The sequence below is a fragment of the Bradyrhizobium sp. CCGUVB23 genome, assembly GCF_024199885.1.
Taxonomy (GTDB): domain Bacteria; phylum Pseudomonadota; class Alphaproteobacteria; order Rhizobiales; family Xanthobacteraceae; genus Bradyrhizobium.
The window spans coordinates 2,915,801-2,932,185 of the sequence record NZ_JANADQ010000001.1; the positions used below are offsets into that span (position 1 = coordinate 2,915,801).

Below are 16,385 nucleotides of genomic sequence, written 5' to 3' on the forward strand. Positions count from 1 at the left end.
CCGCGAAGGCGGGCGATCCAGAATTCCAGAGACGCCAGAGCATGAACCTCGACAGCGCGGCGTACTGGATGCCCCGCTTTCGCGGGGCATGACACCGAGACTAAATTCAACCGCAAGTGTGTCGGGGACGCAAATTAGACAGGCACAAACCAGGCAAACAAAAGCGCGAAGCCGCAAACGCCGTTGAAGCACTCGATCCCGGAGTTCCCTACGAAAGTAGGTGGGCACCATATGTCCGAGCCCACGGGCCCGGCCAGGGACAGTTCCCTAAAGGATCGATAAGGCCCCGGGGATATATGGCTCCTGACGCGCGTCGCAGCTTCGCTTGACGCAATCTAGCAACGACGCTGACGAATCGCCAGCCCGCTCCTTCGTCAACCGATCGCAATCCCGTTGCCGACGGTCCGGTTCAGGACCTGGGTCGATTTCTCGATGCGCTCGGCTGCGGCGTTCAGCGCATTGACCACCGCGGTCTGCGTCATCCGGGCGCGCTCGGCGGCGGCATTGCGGAAATCCCGCAGCTCGTTCACCTCGGCTTCCAGCGTCCGGATGCGGTTGCCGGCATCGACCAGCTCGTCGCATGCGGTGAGTGCCGCCATCACGGTGAGCCGCGCGTCACCAATCTCGCCGAATTTTCCGCGCAGGTTCTGGATCCGCGACTCCAGGCCTTCGGCGAGCTTCAACAGCCGCACCTCCTGCCCTTCCTCGCAGGCCATGCGATATTGCCGGCCGTTGATGGTGACGTTGATGTGGCTCATCCGTCCTCTCCGGTATCGAGCACCGAACGTATCGTGACGATCGCGGAATCCAGCCGATCGGAGATTTCGCGATTGGTGCGCTCGAGCTTGCGCGCCTTCATCAGCGCACCGTCGAGCTCGTCGGCGAGTCGCGAGCGGTCCGTGCCCAGCGCCTGGATGCGCGTCGCGAGCTCGTTCTCGTCGCGATCGGCATCGCGCCGTCGTTCGACCGCGCTCTCCAGCGCGTCGAGCGCCGACGTGAGTCTCCGGGTCGCGATCTCGATCTCGACGGCGGCGGACTCCGTCATGGCGGAACTGTTGGCAGCGCGATCGCTCATGCAGTCAGCGGCGGACCCTTGTGTTGGCCTTTTCACCAGGACTTGCCGCTCGGCAAAAGACTCGGTTCGGCAAGCGCTTAGAAGCAGAAATTTACGTGGCAGGGAAGCGAAGCGCAACGCCGCGGCAAAACTATGCACCGATAGATCGGGATCGGGCGTCCCGCCCCGACAGGTTCCTGTCGCGCGCGACCACCGTTGGGGCTTTTCCCGATCGCGCTTGGAGCAACTTTTCGCCCGGGGATGACGTTCGATTGCCTTGGACTCCCGGAACCGAGATGCTATCCAGCCCCCGACCTTCCAGCGGCCGAAAGGCTCCTTCCCGCGCGGGCGTACACCGCCACCAAGCGCCTCATTTCAGACGGATTTCAGACATGACGCAGGTCGATCCCACCCGTATGGCCAATGCGATCCGCGGGCTCTCGATGGACGCGGTCGAGAGGGCCAAGTCGGGCCATCCCGGCCTGCCGATGGGAGCCGCCGACATCGCGACCGTCCTGTTCACGCAGTTCCTGAAATTCGACGCCCAGGCACCCGCCTGGCCCGACCGCGACCGCTTCGTGCTGTCGGCCGGCCACGGCTCGATGCTGCTCTATTCGCTGCTGTTCCTGACCGGCAATCCGGACATGACGGTGGACCAGCTCAGACACTTCCGCCAGCTGGGATCGTTGACCCCCGGCCACCCCGAGAACTTCCACACCAAGGGCATCGAGACCACCACCGGCCCGCTCGGCCAGGGCATTTCCACCGCAGTCGGCATGGCGCTCGCCGAGAAAATGCTCGCGGCGGAGTTCGGCAAGAAGATTGTCGATCACCACACCTACGTGCTCGCCTCCGACGGCGACCTGATGGAAGGCGTGTCGCAGGAAGCCATCGCCATGGCCGGACACTGGAAGCTCAATAAGCTGATCGTGCTCTATGACGACAACGGCATCTCGATCGACGGCCCGACCTCGATCGCAGACTCGGTCGACCAGGTGAAGCGCTTCAAGTCGGCGGGCTGGGCCGCCGAGAAGATCGACGGCCAGGACCAGGCCGCAATCACCGCCGCTATCACGCGCGCAAAAAAATCCAACAAGCCAACGCTGATCGCCTGCCGCACCACCATCGGCTATGGCGCGCCGCATAAGGCCGGTACCGCGAAGGTGCATGGCGAGGCGCTTGGCGCCGACGAGCTGAAGGCCGCCAAGGAAAATCTCGGCATCTCGCTCGAGCCGTTCTCGGTGCCCGACGACGTGCTCAAGGCCTGGCGCGCGGCTGGCAGCCGTGGCGCGGCCGCACGGCAGGAGTGGGAAGCGCGGATTGGTGAACTCGGCAGCCGCAAGCGCGCCGAGTTCGAGCGCCGCCTGCGCCACGAGCGCCCTGCTTCACTCGCGAAGGCGCTGAAGGCGCACAAGAAGAGCCTTCTGGAAAATCCACTCAACGTCGCGACGCGCAAATCCTCGGAAGCCGCGATCGAGGCGATCGCCGCCGCGATGCCGATGGAATTTTTGGCGGGTTCGGCCGACCTCACCGGCTCCAACAACAACAAGGCGAAGTCGGCGATCGCCTTCTCCGCCAAGACACCGAAGGGCCGCTTCATCCATTACGGCATTCGCGAGCACGGCATGTGCGCCGCGATGAACGGCATCTTCCTGCACGGCGGCTTCGCGCCGAACGGCGCGACCTTCCTGGTGTTCACGGATTACGCGCGGCCTGCGATGCGGATTGCCGCGTTGATGGGCGCGGGCGTCGTCTACGTCATGACCCACGATTCCATCGGGCTTGGCGAAGACGGCCCGACCCATCAGCCGGTCGAGCATCTCGCCGCGCTGCGCGCGATTCCGAACATGCGCGTGTTGCGCCCCTGCGACTCCATCGAGGTCGCCGAGTGCTGGGAGCTGGCGCTGAACCGTATCGACGGTCCGACGGTGCTCGCACTGACGCGCCAGAACCTGCCGCAGCTCCGCAGCTCCGCGAACGAGAACCCCTGCCAGTACGGCGCCTACGAGCTGGTCGCCGCCCAAGGCGAGGCCAAGGCGACGCTGTTCGCCTCGGGCTCCGAGGTCGAGATCGCGGTCGCCGCCCAAAAGCAGCTCGCCGAGCGCGGCATCCCGACGCGGGTGGTCTCGGTGCCCTCGCTCGAGCTCTTGTTAGCGCAACCAGAGGCGAAGCGTGCCGCCATCATCGGCAACGCGCCGGTCAAGGTCGCGATCGAGGCCGCGGTCCGCTGGGGCTGGGATGCCGTGATCGGCCAGGATGGCGAATTTATCGGCATGCATTCCTTCGGCGCGAGCGCGCCTGCCAAGGACCTTTTCAAGCACTTTGGAATTACCGCCGAGGCTGCAGTTAACGCTGTCCTGAAGCGCATTTCCTGAGAGTTGAGCTTGCCGGAAAAAAGGACTACCAAGCTCCCCATATGATCAAGTACCGCCCGGCCGAACCGGGCGTCCGCCCTAAAAACCCTCGCAGGCGCGCTAGCTAGCGTTCCGCGGGATGACAACGGTCATTGAAGGAGACGAAAGATGGCAGTCCGCGTTGCAATTAACGGTTTTGGCCGCATCGGCCGCAACATCCTGCGCGCCATCGCGGAGTCCGGCCGCAAGGACGTCGAGGTGGTCGCCATCAACGATCTCGGACCGGTCGAGACCAACGCGCATCTGCTCCGCTTCGACTCCGTGCACGGCCGCTTCCCGGGAACCGTGACCGTCGACGGCGATACGATCAATCTCGGCAACGGCAAGATCAAGGTGACCGCCGAGCGCGATCCTTCGAAGCTGCCCTGGAAAGATCTCGGCGTCGACATCGCGATGGAGTGCACCGGCATCTTCACCTCGAAGGATAAGGCCGCCTTGCATCTGACCGCCGGCGCCAAGCGCGTGCTGGTCTCCGCACCCGCCGACGGCGCCGATGCAACCATCGTCTACGGTGTCAACCACGACACGCTGACGAAGAATCATCTGGTCGTCTCGAACGGCTCCTGCACCACCAACTGCCTGGCCCCGATCGCCAAGGTGCTGAACGACCTCGTCGGCATCGAGACGGGCTTCATGACGACGATCCACGCCTACACCGGCGACCAGCCGACGCTGGACACGCTGCACAAGGATCTCTACCGCGGCCGCGCCGCGGCGATGTCGATGATCCCGACCTCGACCGGCGCTGCGAAGGCGATCGGCCTCGTGCTGCCGGAGCTGAAGGGCAAGCTCGACGGCGTCGCGATCCGCGTGCCGACCCCGAACGTCTCGGTCGTCGACCTCAAGATCGTCGCCAAGCGCGCCACCGACGCCAAGGAAGTCAACGCGGCGATGAAGCGCGCCTCCGAGCAGCAGCTCAAGGGCATCCTCGGCTACACCACGGCACCGAACGTCTCGATCGACTTCAACCACGACCCGCACTCCTCCACGTTCCACGAGGACCAGACCAAGGTGCAGAACGGCACGCTGGTGCGCGTGATGTCCTGGTACGACAACGAGTGGGGTTTCTCGAACCGCATGGCGGACACCGCCGTTGCGATGAGCAAGGTGATCTAAGGGAGCGCGATGCTTCCTGCCTGGATCGGAATTCCTGGCGTCATCCTGCTGTTCGCATTGATCGCGTACGGCATGCGCCAGGGAAGCAAGGTAACGACCAGGCAGGAAGGCAATCCACCTGAGCGCGATGCGCCGTAACGTCGCCAGTTAACGAGTGATCAGAAAAATGGCCAGATTTCGCACCCTCGACGACGTCGACGTGAAGGGCAAGCGCGTGCTGCTGCGCGTCGATCTCAACGTGCCCATGGACAACGGGCGCGTCACCGACGCAACGCGGCTCGAGCGCGTCGCGCCGACCATCACCGAAATCGCCGACAAGGGCGGCAAGGTCATCCTGCTCGCGCATTTCGGCCGGCCGAAGGGACGCGACCCCAAGGACTCGCTCAAGCCGGTGGCCGAAGCGCTGTCGAAGGTCGTGAAGAAGCCGGTTGCATTTGCCGACGATTGCATCGGCGAGCCCGCGGCCAAGGCCGTGGCGGCGCTGAACGATGGCGACATCCTGTGCCTGGAAAACACCCGCTTCCGCAAAGAGGAAGAGAAGAACGATCCCACCTTCGTCGCGGAATTGGCAAAGCTCGGCGACATCTGGGTCAATGACGCCTTCTCCGCCGCGCACCGCGCCCACGCCTCGACCGAGGGCCTCGGCCACAAGCTGCCGGCCTATGCCGGCCGCACCATGCAGGCCGAGTTGGATGCGCTGGAAAAGGCGCTGGAAGCACCGACCAAGCCCGTCATCGCGATCATCGGCGGCGCCAAGGTCTCGACCAAGATCGACCTCCTGGAAAACCTCGTCAGCAAGGTCGATGCGCTCGTGATCGGCGGCGGCATGGCCAATACCTTCCTGCACGCCCAGGGCGTTGCGGTCGGCAAGTCGCTGGCCGAAAAGGATCTCGCCGCAACGGCGGTGCGCATCATGGAGAAGGCCGAGGCCGCGAACTGCGCGATCATCCTCCCGGTCGACGCCACCGTCGCCTATCATTTCGCCGCCAATGCGCCCTCGCATGCCTACGGGCTCGATGCGATCCCGGCTGATGGCATGATCCTCGACGTCGGCCCACAATCGGTTGTGCGCATCCATGCCGCGATCGACGATGCGGCAACGCTGGTCTGGAACGGACCGCTTGGAGCCTTCGAGCTTCAGCCGTTCGACCGCGGCACCGTGGCGGCCGCCAAGCACGCCGCCGAACGCACCAAAACCAAGAAGCTGATCTCGATCGCAGGCGGTGGCGACACCGTCGCGGCGCTCAACCAGGCTGGTGTCGGCTCCGATTTCACCTATGTCTCGACCGCCGGTGGCGCATTTCTTGAATGGATGGAAGGCAAGCCCCTGCCCGGCGTCGAGGTTTTGCGCACAAAGTAAGTTAGTTGGCCGGAAGGCCGAAACGGGAGAAAAACAGAGATGGCTCGGATCACGTTGCGTCAATTGCTCGACCATGCGGCGGAGAACGATTACGGCGTACCGGCCTTCAACATCAACAACATGGAGCAGGCGCTGGCGATCATGGACGCGGCCAACCAGGTCGATGCGCCCGTCATCATCCAGGCCTCGCGCGGCGCGCGCTCCTACGCCAATGACGTCATGCTCAAGCACATGATGGACGCGGTCACCGAGATCTATCCGCACATCCCGGTCTGCGTGCATCTCGACCACGGCAACGAGCCCGCAACCTGCATGACCGCGATCCAGGCCGGCTTCACCTCCGTCATGATGGACGGCTCGCTGAAGGCCGACGGCAAGACCCCGGGCGACTGGGGCTACAATGTCGGCGTCACCAAGACCGTAACGGACATGGCCCATCTCGGCGGCATCTCGGTGGAAGGCGAACTCGGCGTGCTCGGCTCGCTCGAGACCGGCATGGGCGACAAGGAAGACGGCCACGGCGCCGAGGGCAAGCTGTCGCACGACCAGCTCCTGACCAATCCGGATGAGGCCGTGAAGTTCGTCAAGGAGACCCAGGTCGACGCGCTCGCGATCGCGATGGGCACCTCGCACGGCGCCTACAAGTTCACCCGCAAGCCGGATGGCGACATCCTCGCCATGAACGTGATCGAGGAGATCCACCGCAAGCTGCCGAACACGCATCTTGTGATGCACGGCTCCTCCTCGGTGCCGCAGGAGCTTCAGGAGATCATCAACGCCAACGGCGGCAAGATGAAGCCGACCTGGGGCGTGCCGGTCGCCGAGATCCAGCGCGGCATCAAGAACGGCGTGCGCAAGATCAACATCGACACCGACAACCGCATGGCGATGACCGGCCAGATCCGCAAGGTCCTGAAGGACAACCCGGAAGAGTTCGATCCGCGCAAGTATCTGAAGCCGGCCATGGAAGCCATGACCAAGCTGTGCAAGCAGCGGCTCCAGGAGTTCAACACCGCCGGCCAGGCCTCCAAGATCAAGCGCGTCCTGACCACCGCCGAAATGGCCAAGCGCTACGCCAAGGGCGAACTCAACCCGAAGATTGCGTGATCTATCCCTCCCTCTCCCCGCCCCTCGCGGGGAGAGGGTTGGGGTGAGGGGCCGCCTCAGCAAATGCGGTAACAGTCGAATTCGCGGAGAGTCCCGCTCACCCGCATCGCATCTTCGATGCGATGCGACCTCTCCCCGCAAGCGGGGCGAGGTAAGCGGTCGCCCAGACCGGTCAAAAACGCAGACCCTAACGATCTCCCCCCTTTACCCTGCGACCAACGTTAACTCGGCAATTGCCCGAGAACGGTCTATTTTCGCGGGCAAGGCAGAAACGTTTTGGGAGGACCTCTCGATGAATCTGACTGAGCTCAACAAGGTCGCACAGGCCATGGTTACGCCCGGCAAGGGCATCCTCGCCGCCGACGAATCCTCCGGCACCATCAAGAAACGTTTTGACGCAATCGGTGTCGAATCCACCGAAGACAACCGCCGCGACTACCGCGAGATGCTGTTTCGCTCCAAAGACGCCATGAGCCAGCACATCTCCGGCGTCATCCTCTATGACGAGACGATCTGGCAGAATGCCAAGGATGGCACCCCGCTGGTGAAGCTGATCGAAGCGAGCGGCGCCATTCCCGGCATCAAGGTCGATGAGGGCACGCAGGCACTGCCGATGTGCCCGGGCGAGCTGGTTACCGTCGGCCTGGACAAGCTCGCCGAGCGGCTGAAGAAATACTATGAGCGCGGCGCCCGCTTCGCCAAATGGCGCGCGGTGATCGACATCGGCAGCGGCATCCCCTCGATGACGGCCATCAGCGTCAACGCGCATGCGCTGGCGCGCTACGCGGCGCTGTGCCAGGCCGCGCAGATCGTGCCGATCGTCGAGCCGGAGGTACTGATGGACGGCGACCACGACATCGACCGCTGCTATGACGTCACGCAGCGCGTGCTCAACAAGACGTTCCAGGAATTGCGCGTGCAGCGCGTCGCGCTCGAAGGCATGGTGCTGAAGCCCAACATGGCAGTCTCAGGCAAGAAGTGCCCCAAGCAGGCCCCCGTCGCGGAGGTCGCCGAGAAGACCGTGCGTCTGCTGAAGGCGTGCGTGCCGGCCGCAGTGCCCGGCATCGCATTCCTCTCCGGCGGCCAGTCCGACGAGGAGTCAACCGCGCATCTCGATGCCATGAACAGGCTTGGCCCGCTGCCGTGGCGGCTGACCTTCTCCTATGGCCGCGCGCTCCAGGCCGCGCCGCAGAAGGCCTGGTCGGGCAAGGCGGAAAACGTCGCGGCCGGTCAAAGCGCCTTCGCCCATCGCGCGCGGATGAACGCGCTCGCCAGCCGCGGCGAATGGGACAGCGGGCTCGAAAAGAAGGCGGCGTAGACTTGTCGAACAATTCCGCTTCCGCGCGCCCGGCGCCGCGGCTTTATCTCGCGACGCCGCTCGTCGACGACCCCGCTTCGCTTCTCGGCGAGCTGCCCGCTCTGCTCGCCGCCGCCGATGTCGCGGCCGTGCTGGTGCGACTGAAGGAAACAGACCAGCGCACGATGATCACGCGGGTGAAGGCGCTGGCGCCGGTCGTTCAGAAGGCCGGCGCTGCGTTGCTGCTCGACGGCCATGTCGAGCTGGTCGCGCGCGGCGGCGCCGATGGCGCGCATCTGATCGGCATCGCCGCGCTCGAAGAAGCCATGCCGTCGCTGAAGCCGAACCGCATCGCCGGCGTCGGCGGGCTCACGACCAGGCATGATTCCATGAGCGCAGGCGAGATGGGCGCGGATTACGTGCTGTTCGGCGAGCCCGACGCAAACGGCCAGCGCCCCTCGGTGCAGGCGATCGCGGAGCGGCTGGACTGGTGGGCAGAGCTGTTCGAGCCGCCCTGCGTCGGCTTTGCCACCTCATTGGCGGAAGCCTTCGAGTTCGCCGCTGCGGGCGCGGATTTCGTGCTGGTTGGCGATTTCATCTGGGCCGACCCGCGCGGGCCGAAGGCTGCGCTGGTCGACGCGGAAGCCGCGATCAAGAAGGCCTATGCGGAAGCGCCCGCAAGCCGGGAGCATGGCTAGCAGCCGATCATGAAGCCCCCGCTTTCCACATCGTTCCTAGCGCTGTTACTCCTCGCCACGCCTGCGGCCGCGCAGCTCTCGCTGACGCCGCCGGCGGCAACGCCGAGCCCTGCGCCCGAGAAACCCAAAGAAAATCCCAAGGAAAATCCAAAGGAAAAATCTGCGGCCAAGCCGCACGCGATCACCAAGAAGAAGGAGGCCGCGCCGGCGCCAAAACCCTCGGCCTCGCCGAGCCCGCCGCCGGCCGCGACCGTGATCCCGGCGCCGCCGACAGACAATTCCAATGCCGACCTCGTGTACGGCGCCTATCAGCGCGGCCAGTACAAGACCGCCTTCGACCTTGCTACCGCGCGAGCGCAAGCCGGCGATCCCAAGGCGATGACCATGCTGGGCCAGCTCTATTCCAACGCCCTCGGCATCAAGCGCGACTATGTCAAGGCCGCCGAATGGTACAAACGCGCGTCGGATGCCGGCGACCGGGAGGCGATGTTCGAGCTCGCGATGATGCGCGTGGCCGGCCGCGGCGGCCCGATCGACAAGGGCGATGCGGTAAAACTGCTCGCCTCAGCCGCCAAGCTCGGCGAGCCAAAGGCCGCCTACAATCTCGCGCTGCTCTATCTCGACGGGCAGACGCTGCCGCAGGACGTCAGGCGCTCGGCCGAGCTGCTGCGCCAGGCCGCAGATGCAGGGCTACCCGAGGCGCAATACGCGCTCGCGACCTTCTACAAGGAAGGCACCGGCGTGCCGAAGGACATCGACCGGGCGGTGCGGCTGCTTCAGGCCGCCTCGCTCGCCGACAATGTCGATGCCGAGGTCGAATATGCCATCGCGCTATTCAACGGCACCGGCACGCCGAGGAACAAGCCAGCCGCTGTGGCGCTACTGCGCAAGGCGGCCCGCCAGGGTAGCCCAATCGCACAGAGCCGACTGGCTTGGGTGCTGATTTATGGTGACGGTACGCCGGTAGACAAGATCGAGGGTTTCAAATGGCATCTTATCGCCCGAACCGCCGGCAAGGGCGAACCCGATCTCGACAAGCAATTGAGCGATCTGGCCCCCGAGGACCGGGCCAAGGCCGAGGCCGCCGCCAAGAAATGGCTCGGGACCAAATGACTTGACGCCAGCCCGGCCGCAGGGCACCCAGTCCCCAAATCGAGCGGCTAGAGCATGATCCGGAAAAGTGCGTAGCGGTTTTCCGAAAAGATCATGCTCAAACAACAACCTGAAGCGCGATGACGGTTTATCCCAATCTCATCGCGCTTGAGGGCCGAATTCCTGCAAATCAAGACTGATCTCATGCTGTATTCCGCAACTATCAACGTCATGGTCAAAGCCGCGCGCCGCGCCGGACGCAGCCTCAAGCGCGATCTCGGCGAGATCGAGCACTTGCAGGTCTCGCTGAAGGGCCCTGCGAATTTCGTCTCGCTCGCCGACAGGCGCGCCGAAGAGATCCTCTACCAGGACCTCGCCAAGGCCCGCCCCGGCTACGGCTTCATCGGCGAGGAAGGCGGCACGCGTGAAGGCACCGACAAGAGCCACACCTGGATCGTCGATCCCCTCGACGGCACCACCAACTTCCTGCACGGCATTCCGCAATTCGCGATCTCGATCGCGCTGGCGCGCGAAGGTACCGTGATCGCAGGCGTGATCTACAACCCCGCCAATGACGAGCTCTACATCGCCGAGCGCGGCAAGGGCGCCTTCCTCAACGACCAGCGCCTGCGGGTGGCCGGCCGCCGCCAGCTCAACGAATGCGTCATCGCATGCGGCCTGCCGCATATCGGCCGCGGCGACCACGAATCCTTCCGCCGCGAGATGACCGCGATCCAGGACCGCGTGGCGGGCCTGCGCCGTTTCGGCGCCGCCTCCCTCGACCTCGCCTTCGTCGCCGCCGGCCGCCTCGACGGCTACTGGGAGCGCAATTTGCAATCCTGGGACATCGCTGCCGGCCAGATCATGGTCCGCGAAGCGGGTGGCACCGTCAGCGACATCGAAACCCCGGGCGACGCACTGGTGACCGGCCACGTCGTGTGCGGCAACGAGTTCGTGCACGGCGAGTTGGTGAAGATCTTGCGGAAGTCGGCGTAATAAGCCGCCACGTTCTACGCTGTCATCACCCGCGAAAAGCGGGTGATCCAGTATTCCAGAGACGTTCGTTGGATACGGACGGAAGCGGCGGACTCGATGCCCTACCTGCGGGGAATTATATATTCGAGAAGTAAAGCCCGGCGACGGTGAGGGCAGCAAAGATTGCCCATGGAACGGCTTGATCTCGCAAGACACCGCCGCGACATGCCGAAGACAGCGTACCGGGGAGCCAGTAGAGCATGATGAACAGCTTGGGCCGTATCCCGCCCCACCTGACATAGCCGGGTTGGTTATCGATCGGCTTTCGAAAATCACGCCAAACGTAGAGAGCGCCCGTAAGTATTTAAGCGATCGCCATGACGGCCACGATTCTCATCGATCACTTGCCCCTTCCCAAACCGCTGGCGCGGCAGCGCTGCGGCTCGATCTGCCGCGGCTAAGAATCATCATCGCCCGATTCCTCGTCGCGATATTCCCCGCCGAGAGTCAGGCCCTCGATCGTCGTAGCCCCTTTCGACTTGATGACCCGGCGAAGCGGGACAGAGCTCTCGCTTCGCAATGCCTCCATCAGCTGTTCCGAATGGGTGACGATCCAGATGTCGGCGCGGCGTGATGCCTTGGCGATCAGCCGGGCCAAGGGCGCCAGGAGCGAGGGATGCAAGCTAGTCTCGGGTTCGTTCAGCGCGATGAACGGCGGAAGCCGATAACCCATGAACACCGCGAGCAGGCAAATGTATTTCAGCGTCCCGTCGGATAGTTCATGCGCCCTGAACGGCCGCGGCATATCCTCCAGCTGCAGATCAAACTCGCACAAGCCGCTCGCTTCCCAGGCGCGGAGCTCAGCGCCCGGGAATGCATCCTGGATGGCGTCCTGAAGGTCGATGGCGTCTTCCCTGATAGTATAGAGCGTCGCCAGGGCCGCAGCCAGATCGCTTCCATCGGCGCTGAGCGAGGGCGTCGTGATCGCCAGACAGGGCTTTCGTATCGGTGACGCCGGATCGGTACGAAAGTCGTGATAGAATCGCCAACCGAGGATTGCGTTTCTGATCACATCGATTTCGGGGCATTCCTTGCCATCGGAAAAACCCGCAAGCGCCGTCTCGGACGGCAGCACCGCATCCTTGTGGCTGCTCCAGGCGCCGCTCTCGCCGCGCACGCTGACAAGCGCGTTCTTCCGCTCCATCAGCTGAACCGTTCGCTTGCCCTGTGTCGCCTCGATAGTTTCGGCCTTGATCATCGGCTCGCCGGAAAACGCTGCCTCGAGAGGGCCGGGAAATCCGATCTCGATGGAATATTTGAGACGGTCGAACCTGGCCGACAACCGTAGTCGCCCATCCTCGCCACGCTTGCGAATGCCGGACCAGCAGACTGAATTCAATCCACCTTCGTCGGCGATCGTGCGCGTGATCCGCCCGGTCGCCGCGTCGCGCAAAAGCGACAAGGACTTGTAGAGATTGGATTTGCCGACGCCATTCTCGCCCACGAAGACGGACAGGGGATGGATTGGTATCGAGAGCCGCCGAATGGAGCGATAGTTCGAGATCGCAATGTCGGTCGGACGCATCACATGCTCTCAATCGGCAGGCTGTACGTGCTTTCGCGGCGCGAATGCACATGTTCAATCCAGGGATGCACTCTGGATCGACGCTCCTGCGAAAGCAAGCCGAACGCCTGTTTGACGTCGCGCGACTTGGAGGCCGCAAGATCGCGGCCTCCCGTCTCAGGTCACACGGCGGCTGTTACCACGCCACCCATTTGCGGCCGCGCCAGTAACCGCGGCCCTCGTGCTCGCGGAACGCAAACTTTTCGCGCGGGCCCCAGTGCCATTTGTCCTCGTGAACAACGACCCCTGCTTCGTGAGGAAAGTCGTAGGCCTCATGCGTGTGCCAGCAGGTGTGGCCCTGGCACATGATTGCCGCCGATGCGGTGAAGGTCGACATCATCAGCACGCCGGTGCCGACAGCAGCAGCGGAAAGAAGCTTCTTCAACATTTTGACGATTTCTCCGTGGAACCCCTAACCCCGCGGGCAATCAGATTTGCCTACGTCGGGTTCCGTCAGAGAATGTGAAGCTTTGGTAAGGATTCGCGCGGAGCTATCGCTTAACCTCCGCCGGCGGCCCATACGCCTCGCTGTCCTTCGCGGCCTTCGGCTCCCTGTCTCCCGCCAGCACGCGCTGCACGGAGACGAAGAACACCGGCACCATCAGCAGCGCCAGGATCACCACCGCGATCATGCCGCCCATCACGACGGTGCCGAGCGATTGCTGGCTGGCGCCGCCGGCGCCGTGGGCGATCGCCATCGGCAGCACGCCGCAGATGAAGGCAAGGCCGGTCATCAGGATCGGGCGGAAGCGCAGGCGGCAGGCCTCGATGGTGGCTTCCACCAGTGGCTTGCCCTCTTTGCGCAAGTCCTTGGCGAACTCGATGATGAGGATCGCATCCTTCGCCGCAAGGCCGATGATGGTGATGAGGCCGACGGTAAAATAGACGTCGTTCGGAAGCCCGCGCAGCATCGCCGCGATCACGGCGCCGGTGACGCCGAGCGGCACGGTCAAGAGCACCGCGAGCGGAATGGTCCAGCTCTCATAGAGCGCGGCCAGACACAGGAACACCACGAACACCGAGAGCGCGAGCAGGAACGGCGCCTGCGAGCCCGACAGCTTCTCCTGCAGCGACTGCCCGGTCCATTCATAACCGAAGCCGCGCGGCAGTTTGCCGGCAAGCTTCTCCATCTCGGCGATCGCATCGCCCGAGGTGAAGCCGGGCTTTGCCTCGCCCGAGATGCGCACCGCCGGATAATAGTTGAAACCCGCGATCTGCGTCGGCCCGCGCGACCATTCGACCGTCGCGAAGGAGGAGAAAGGCACGAGCTGGCCGCGACTGTTCTTGACATTGTAGTTGAGGATGTCCTCGGTCTTCATGCGGTCGCGCGCGTCGGCCTGCACCACGACGCGCTGCATGCGGCCGCGGTTCGGGAAGTCGTTGATGTAGTTCGAGCCGAGATTGGTCGAGATCGTGTTGTTGATGTCCTCGAAGGTGACGCCAAAGGCGCCGGCTTTTTCGCGGTCGATCACGAGATTGACCACGCCCGCCTCGGGCAGGCCCTCGATATAGACCTTTTGCAGCACGGGACTCGCATTGGCCTCCGCGATGAGCTGGTCGGCGGCGCGCATCAGGGCCGGATAGCCCTTCTGGCCGCGGTCCTGGAGGCGGAACGAAAAGCCCGAGGAGTTACCGAGATTATCGATCGGCGGCGGCTGGAGCGCCGAGATCTTTGCGTCACGGATCGAGGACAGGTCGCGGTTGATGTCGGAGACGATCGCGGCGGCAGACTCCTTCGGGCCGCGCTCCGACCAATCCTTCAGCGTGATGAAGGCCTGCGCGGTATTCATGCCCTGGCCCGAGAAGCTGAAGCCGGTGAGGAAGGTGACGTCCTTCACGCCGGGGCGTTCGGCGAGATATTTCTCGACCTTCTCGATCACCGCCTCGGTGCGGGCATAGGACGAATCCGAAGGCGCCTGCACGTCAGTGGTGACAAAGCCCTGGTCGTCGACGGGCAAGAAGCCGCCGGGCAGGTTGACGAAAGCCCAGGACAGGCCGACCAACAGTGCGGCATAGACCAGCATCAGCCGTCCCGTGCGCTTCAGCGAGAAGCCGACGGTGCGGGAATAGCCCTGCTTGCCGCCCTCGAGCATGCGGTTGAACCAGCCGAACACGCCCTTCTTCGCATGGCCATGGCCGGCCGCGACGGGTTTGAGCAGCGTGGCACACAGCGCCGGCGTCAGCGACAGCGCGAGGAAGGCCGAGAAGCCGATCGCGGCGACCATGGTGACGGAGAACTGGCGGTAGATGATGCCGACCGAGCCCGGGAAGAACGCCATCGGCACGAACACGGCCATCAGCACCAGCGTGATGCCGATGATGGCGCCCGTGATCTGCGACATCGCCTTGCGCGTCGCTTCCTTCGGCGGCAGGCCTTCTTCGGCCATGATGCGCTCGACGTTCTCGACCACGACGATGGCATCGTCGACGAGGATACCGACCGCGAGCACCATGCCGAACATCGAGAGCATGTTGATGGAGTAGCCGGCGAGCAGCAGCGTGGTGCAGGCGCCCAGCAGTGCCACCGGCACCACGATGGTCGGGATGATGGTGTAGCGGATGTTCTGCAGAAATAAGAACATCACCACGAATACCAGCACCACGGCCTCGACCAGCGTCGATAGCACCTTCTTGATCGAGGCCTCGACGACAGGCGTGATGTTGTAGGGAATCTCGTAACTGATGTTGGCCGGGAAGAAGCGCGACAGCTCCTTCATCTTGGCCTCGACCGCGCTCGCGGTCGCGAGCGCATTGCCGGTCGGCGACAGCAGCACTGAGAGGCCCGCGGTCGGCTTGCCGTTCAGGCGGGTGTTGAACTGGTAGCTGAGGCCACCGACCTCGACGCGCGCGACGTCACGCAGGCGCACGGTCGAACCATCGGGATTGGCGCGCAGGATAATGGCGCCGAACTCATCCGGGGAGGAGAGCTGGCCCTTGACCAGCACCAGCGCGGAGATGCGCTGGTCGGCCGTCGACGGCTCGGCGCCGATGCTGCCGGAGGCGACCTGCGCGTTCTGCGCGCTGATCGCCTTGTTGACGTCATCCGCCGTCAGCCCATAGCCGACGAGCTTTGCCGGATCGACCCAGACGCGAAGCGAGCGCTCGGTCGAATAGAGCGTGGCGCGGCCGACGCCGGGGATGCGGCGGATCTCGCCGAGCACGTTGCGGATCATGAAGTCGCCGAGCCCGACCTCATCCAGGCTGCCGTCGGTCGAGTTCAGCGTGATGATCTGCAGCACGGCGCTTGATGCTTCCTCGATCAGGATACCCTGCTGGATCACCGCGCGCGGCAGCCGCGCCTCGACACGCTTGATGCGGTTCTGCACCTCGACCGAGGCCGCGCCGGTGTCGGTGCCAGGAACGAAGTTGGCGATGATCTCGACCTGGCCGAGCGAGTCGCTGGTCGATTCGAAGTTGAGGATGCCGGAGGCGCCGTTGAGCTCCTCTTCGATCAGCCGCGTGACACTGTTGTAGAGGTTTTCCGGTGAGGCGCCGGGGTAGCTGGTCGAGATCGAGATCGAGGGCGGCGCGATGATCGGATATTGCGCGATCGGCAATAGCGGGATCGAGATCGCGCCGATCAAGCAGATGAACAACGCGACCACCCAGGCGAAGATCGGCCTGTCGATGAAGAAGCTCGGCATGGCG

The 16,385-nt window shown here is 64.2% G+C and carries 14 protein-coding genes and 1 other RNA gene; 9 read left to right on the plus strand and 6 right to left on the minus strand.

Annotated features, from left to right (window positions below; all coding sequences use genetic code 11):
* Positions 1–164: 164 nt before the first annotated feature.
* The 3 genes from ssrS to NLN62_RS13320 form a co-directional block, all read right to left on the minus strand.
* A non-coding RNA gene (gene ssrS, locus NLN62_RS13310) (6S RNA) lies at positions 165–325 on the minus strand.
* Between the two features lie 49 nt (positions 326–374).
* Entirely contained in the window at positions 375–758 is a 384-nt protein-coding gene (locus NLN62_RS13315) for a cell division protein ZapA (protein WP_027521843.1), read from the minus strand.
* Positions 755–1,075, minus strand: coding sequence for a DUF4164 domain-containing protein (locus NLN62_RS13320; protein WP_027521842.1), 321 nt, complete (start codon positions 1,073–1,075; stop codon positions 755–757). Before NLN62_RS13320 ends, NLN62_RS13315 begins: the two co-directional genes overlap by 4 nt.
* A gap of 371 nt (positions 1,076–1,446) precedes the next feature.
* Between NLN62_RS13320 and tkt the strand changes: the two genes are divergently transcribed.
* The 9 genes from tkt to NLN62_RS13360 all read left to right on the plus strand — a co-directional run bounded on the left by tkt (position 1,447) and on the right by NLN62_RS13360 (position 11,134).
* Positions 1,447–3,429: a transketolase gene (gene tkt / locus NLN62_RS13325; RefSeq protein WP_027521841.1), complete on the plus strand. Its 1,983-nt coding sequence runs from the start codon at positions 1,447–1,449 to the stop codon at positions 3,427–3,429.
* A gap of 147 nt (positions 3,430–3,576) precedes the next feature.
* The gene (gene gap, locus NLN62_RS13330) at positions 3,577–4,584 is read left to right on the plus strand and encodes a type I glyceraldehyde-3-phosphate dehydrogenase (RefSeq protein ID WP_027521840.1); all 1,008 of its coding nucleotides are present in this window, start codon (positions 3,577–3,579) and stop codon (positions 4,582–4,584) included.
* Positions 4,585–4,593: 9 nt separating this feature from the next.
* Positions 4,594–4,722: a hypothetical protein gene (locus NLN62_RS52970; protein WP_256575917.1), complete on the plus strand. Its 129-nt coding sequence runs from the start codon at positions 4,594–4,596 to the stop codon at positions 4,720–4,722.
* Positions 4,723–4,750: 28 nt separating this feature from the next.
* Positions 4,751–5,944, plus strand: a complete 1,194-nt coding sequence (gene pgk / locus NLN62_RS13335; RefSeq protein WP_254109087.1) for a phosphoglycerate kinase — start codon at positions 4,751–4,753, stop codon at positions 5,942–5,944.
* A gap of 39 nt (positions 5,945–5,983) precedes the next feature.
* Entirely contained in the window at positions 5,984–7,051 is a 1,068-nt protein-coding gene (gene fba / locus NLN62_RS13340; RefSeq protein WP_027521838.1) for a class II fructose-bisphosphate aldolase, read from the plus strand.
* 292 nt (positions 7,052–7,343) lie between these two features.
* Positions 7,344–8,369: a class I fructose-bisphosphate aldolase gene (locus NLN62_RS13345; RefSeq protein WP_254109088.1), complete on the plus strand. Its 1,026-nt coding sequence runs from the start codon at positions 7,344–7,346 to the stop codon at positions 8,367–8,369.
* 2 nt (positions 8,370–8,371) lie between these two features.
* Positions 8,372–9,046 carry a thiamine phosphate synthase gene (locus tag NLN62_RS13350; protein WP_027521836.1) on the plus strand — a complete coding sequence of 225 codons (675 nt, stop codon included), beginning with the start codon at positions 8,372–8,374 and terminating at the stop codon, positions 9,044–9,046.
* A gap of 9 nt (positions 9,047–9,055) precedes the next feature.
* Positions 9,056–10,159 (plus strand): tetratricopeptide repeat protein, encoded by a 1,104-nt coding sequence (locus tag NLN62_RS13355; RefSeq protein ID WP_254109089.1) that lies wholly within the window; start codon positions 9,056–9,058, stop codon positions 10,157–10,159.
* Positions 10,160–10,342: 183 nt separating this feature from the next.
* A complete protein-coding gene (locus NLN62_RS13360) occupies positions 10,343–11,134 on the plus strand; it encodes an inositol monophosphatase family protein (RefSeq protein ID WP_027521834.1) in 792 nt (263 codons plus the stop codon).
* Between the two features lie 436 nt (positions 11,135–11,570).
* Here the strand turns inward: NLN62_RS13360 and NLN62_RS13365 are convergent, their stop codons facing one another.
* The 3 genes from NLN62_RS13365 to NLN62_RS13375 form a co-directional block, all read right to left on the minus strand.
* Positions 11,571–12,698 (minus strand): AAA family ATPase, encoded by a 1,128-nt coding sequence (locus NLN62_RS13365; protein ID WP_254109090.1) that lies wholly within the window; start codon positions 12,696–12,698, stop codon positions 11,571–11,573.
* A gap of 175 nt (positions 12,699–12,873) precedes the next feature.
* Complete coding sequence (locus tag NLN62_RS13370; protein ID WP_254109091.1) at positions 12,874–13,125, minus strand: hypothetical protein; 252 nt, start codon at positions 13,123–13,125, stop codon at positions 12,874–12,876.
* A gap of 103 nt (positions 13,126–13,228) precedes the next feature.
* On the minus strand, positions 13,229–16,381 hold the full coding sequence (locus NLN62_RS13375; protein WP_027521832.1) for a multidrug efflux RND transporter permease subunit: 3,153 nt from the start codon (positions 16,379–16,381) through the stop codon (positions 13,229–13,231).
* Positions 16,382–16,385: the final 4 nt, after the last annotated feature.

Bases quoted from the DNA above. Each gene is read 5' to 3' on its own strand.
- pgk (WP_254109087.1), top strand. From the start codon at position 4,751: ATGGCCAGATTTCGCACCCTCGACGACGTCGACGTGAAGGGCAAGCGC.
- NLN62_RS13360 (WP_027521834.1), top strand. From the start codon at position 10,343: ATGCTGTATTCCGCAACTATCAACGTCATGGTCAAAGCCGCGCGCCGC.
- NLN62_RS13315 (WP_027521843.1), bottom strand. From the start codon at position 758: ATGAGCCACATCAACGTCACCATCAACGGCCGGCAATATCGCATGGCC.
- NLN62_RS13375 (WP_027521832.1), bottom strand. From the start codon at position 16,381: ATGCCGAGCTTCTTCATCGACAGGCCGATCTTCGCCTGGGTGGTCGCG.
- NLN62_RS13320 (WP_027521842.1), bottom strand. From the start codon at position 1,075: ATGAGCGATCGCGCTGCCAACAGTTCCGCCATGACGGAGTCCGCCGCC.
- NLN62_RS13365 (WP_254109090.1), bottom strand. From the start codon at position 12,698: ATGCGTCCGACCGACATTGCGATCTCGAACTATCGCTCCATTCGGCGG.
- gap (WP_027521840.1), top strand. From the start codon at position 3,577: ATGGCAGTCCGCGTTGCAATTAACGGTTTTGGCCGCATCGGCCGCAAC.
- NLN62_RS13345 (WP_254109088.1), top strand. From the start codon at position 7,344: ATGAATCTGACTGAGCTCAACAAGGTCGCACAGGCCATGGTTACGCCC.
- fba (WP_027521838.1), top strand. From the start codon at position 5,984: ATGGCTCGGATCACGTTGCGTCAATTGCTCGACCATGCGGCGGAGAAC.
- NLN62_RS13355 (WP_254109089.1), top strand. From the start codon at position 9,056: ATGAAGCCCCCGCTTTCCACATCGTTCCTAGCGCTGTTACTCCTCGCC.
- NLN62_RS13370 (WP_254109091.1), bottom strand. From the start codon at position 13,125: ATGTTGAAGAAGCTTCTTTCCGCTGCTGCTGTCGGCACCGGCGTGCTG.
- NLN62_RS52970 (WP_256575917.1), top strand. From the start codon at position 4,594: ATGCTTCCTGCCTGGATCGGAATTCCTGGCGTCATCCTGCTGTTCGCA.
- tkt (WP_027521841.1), top strand. From the start codon at position 1,447: ATGACGCAGGTCGATCCCACCCGTATGGCCAATGCGATCCGCGGGCTC.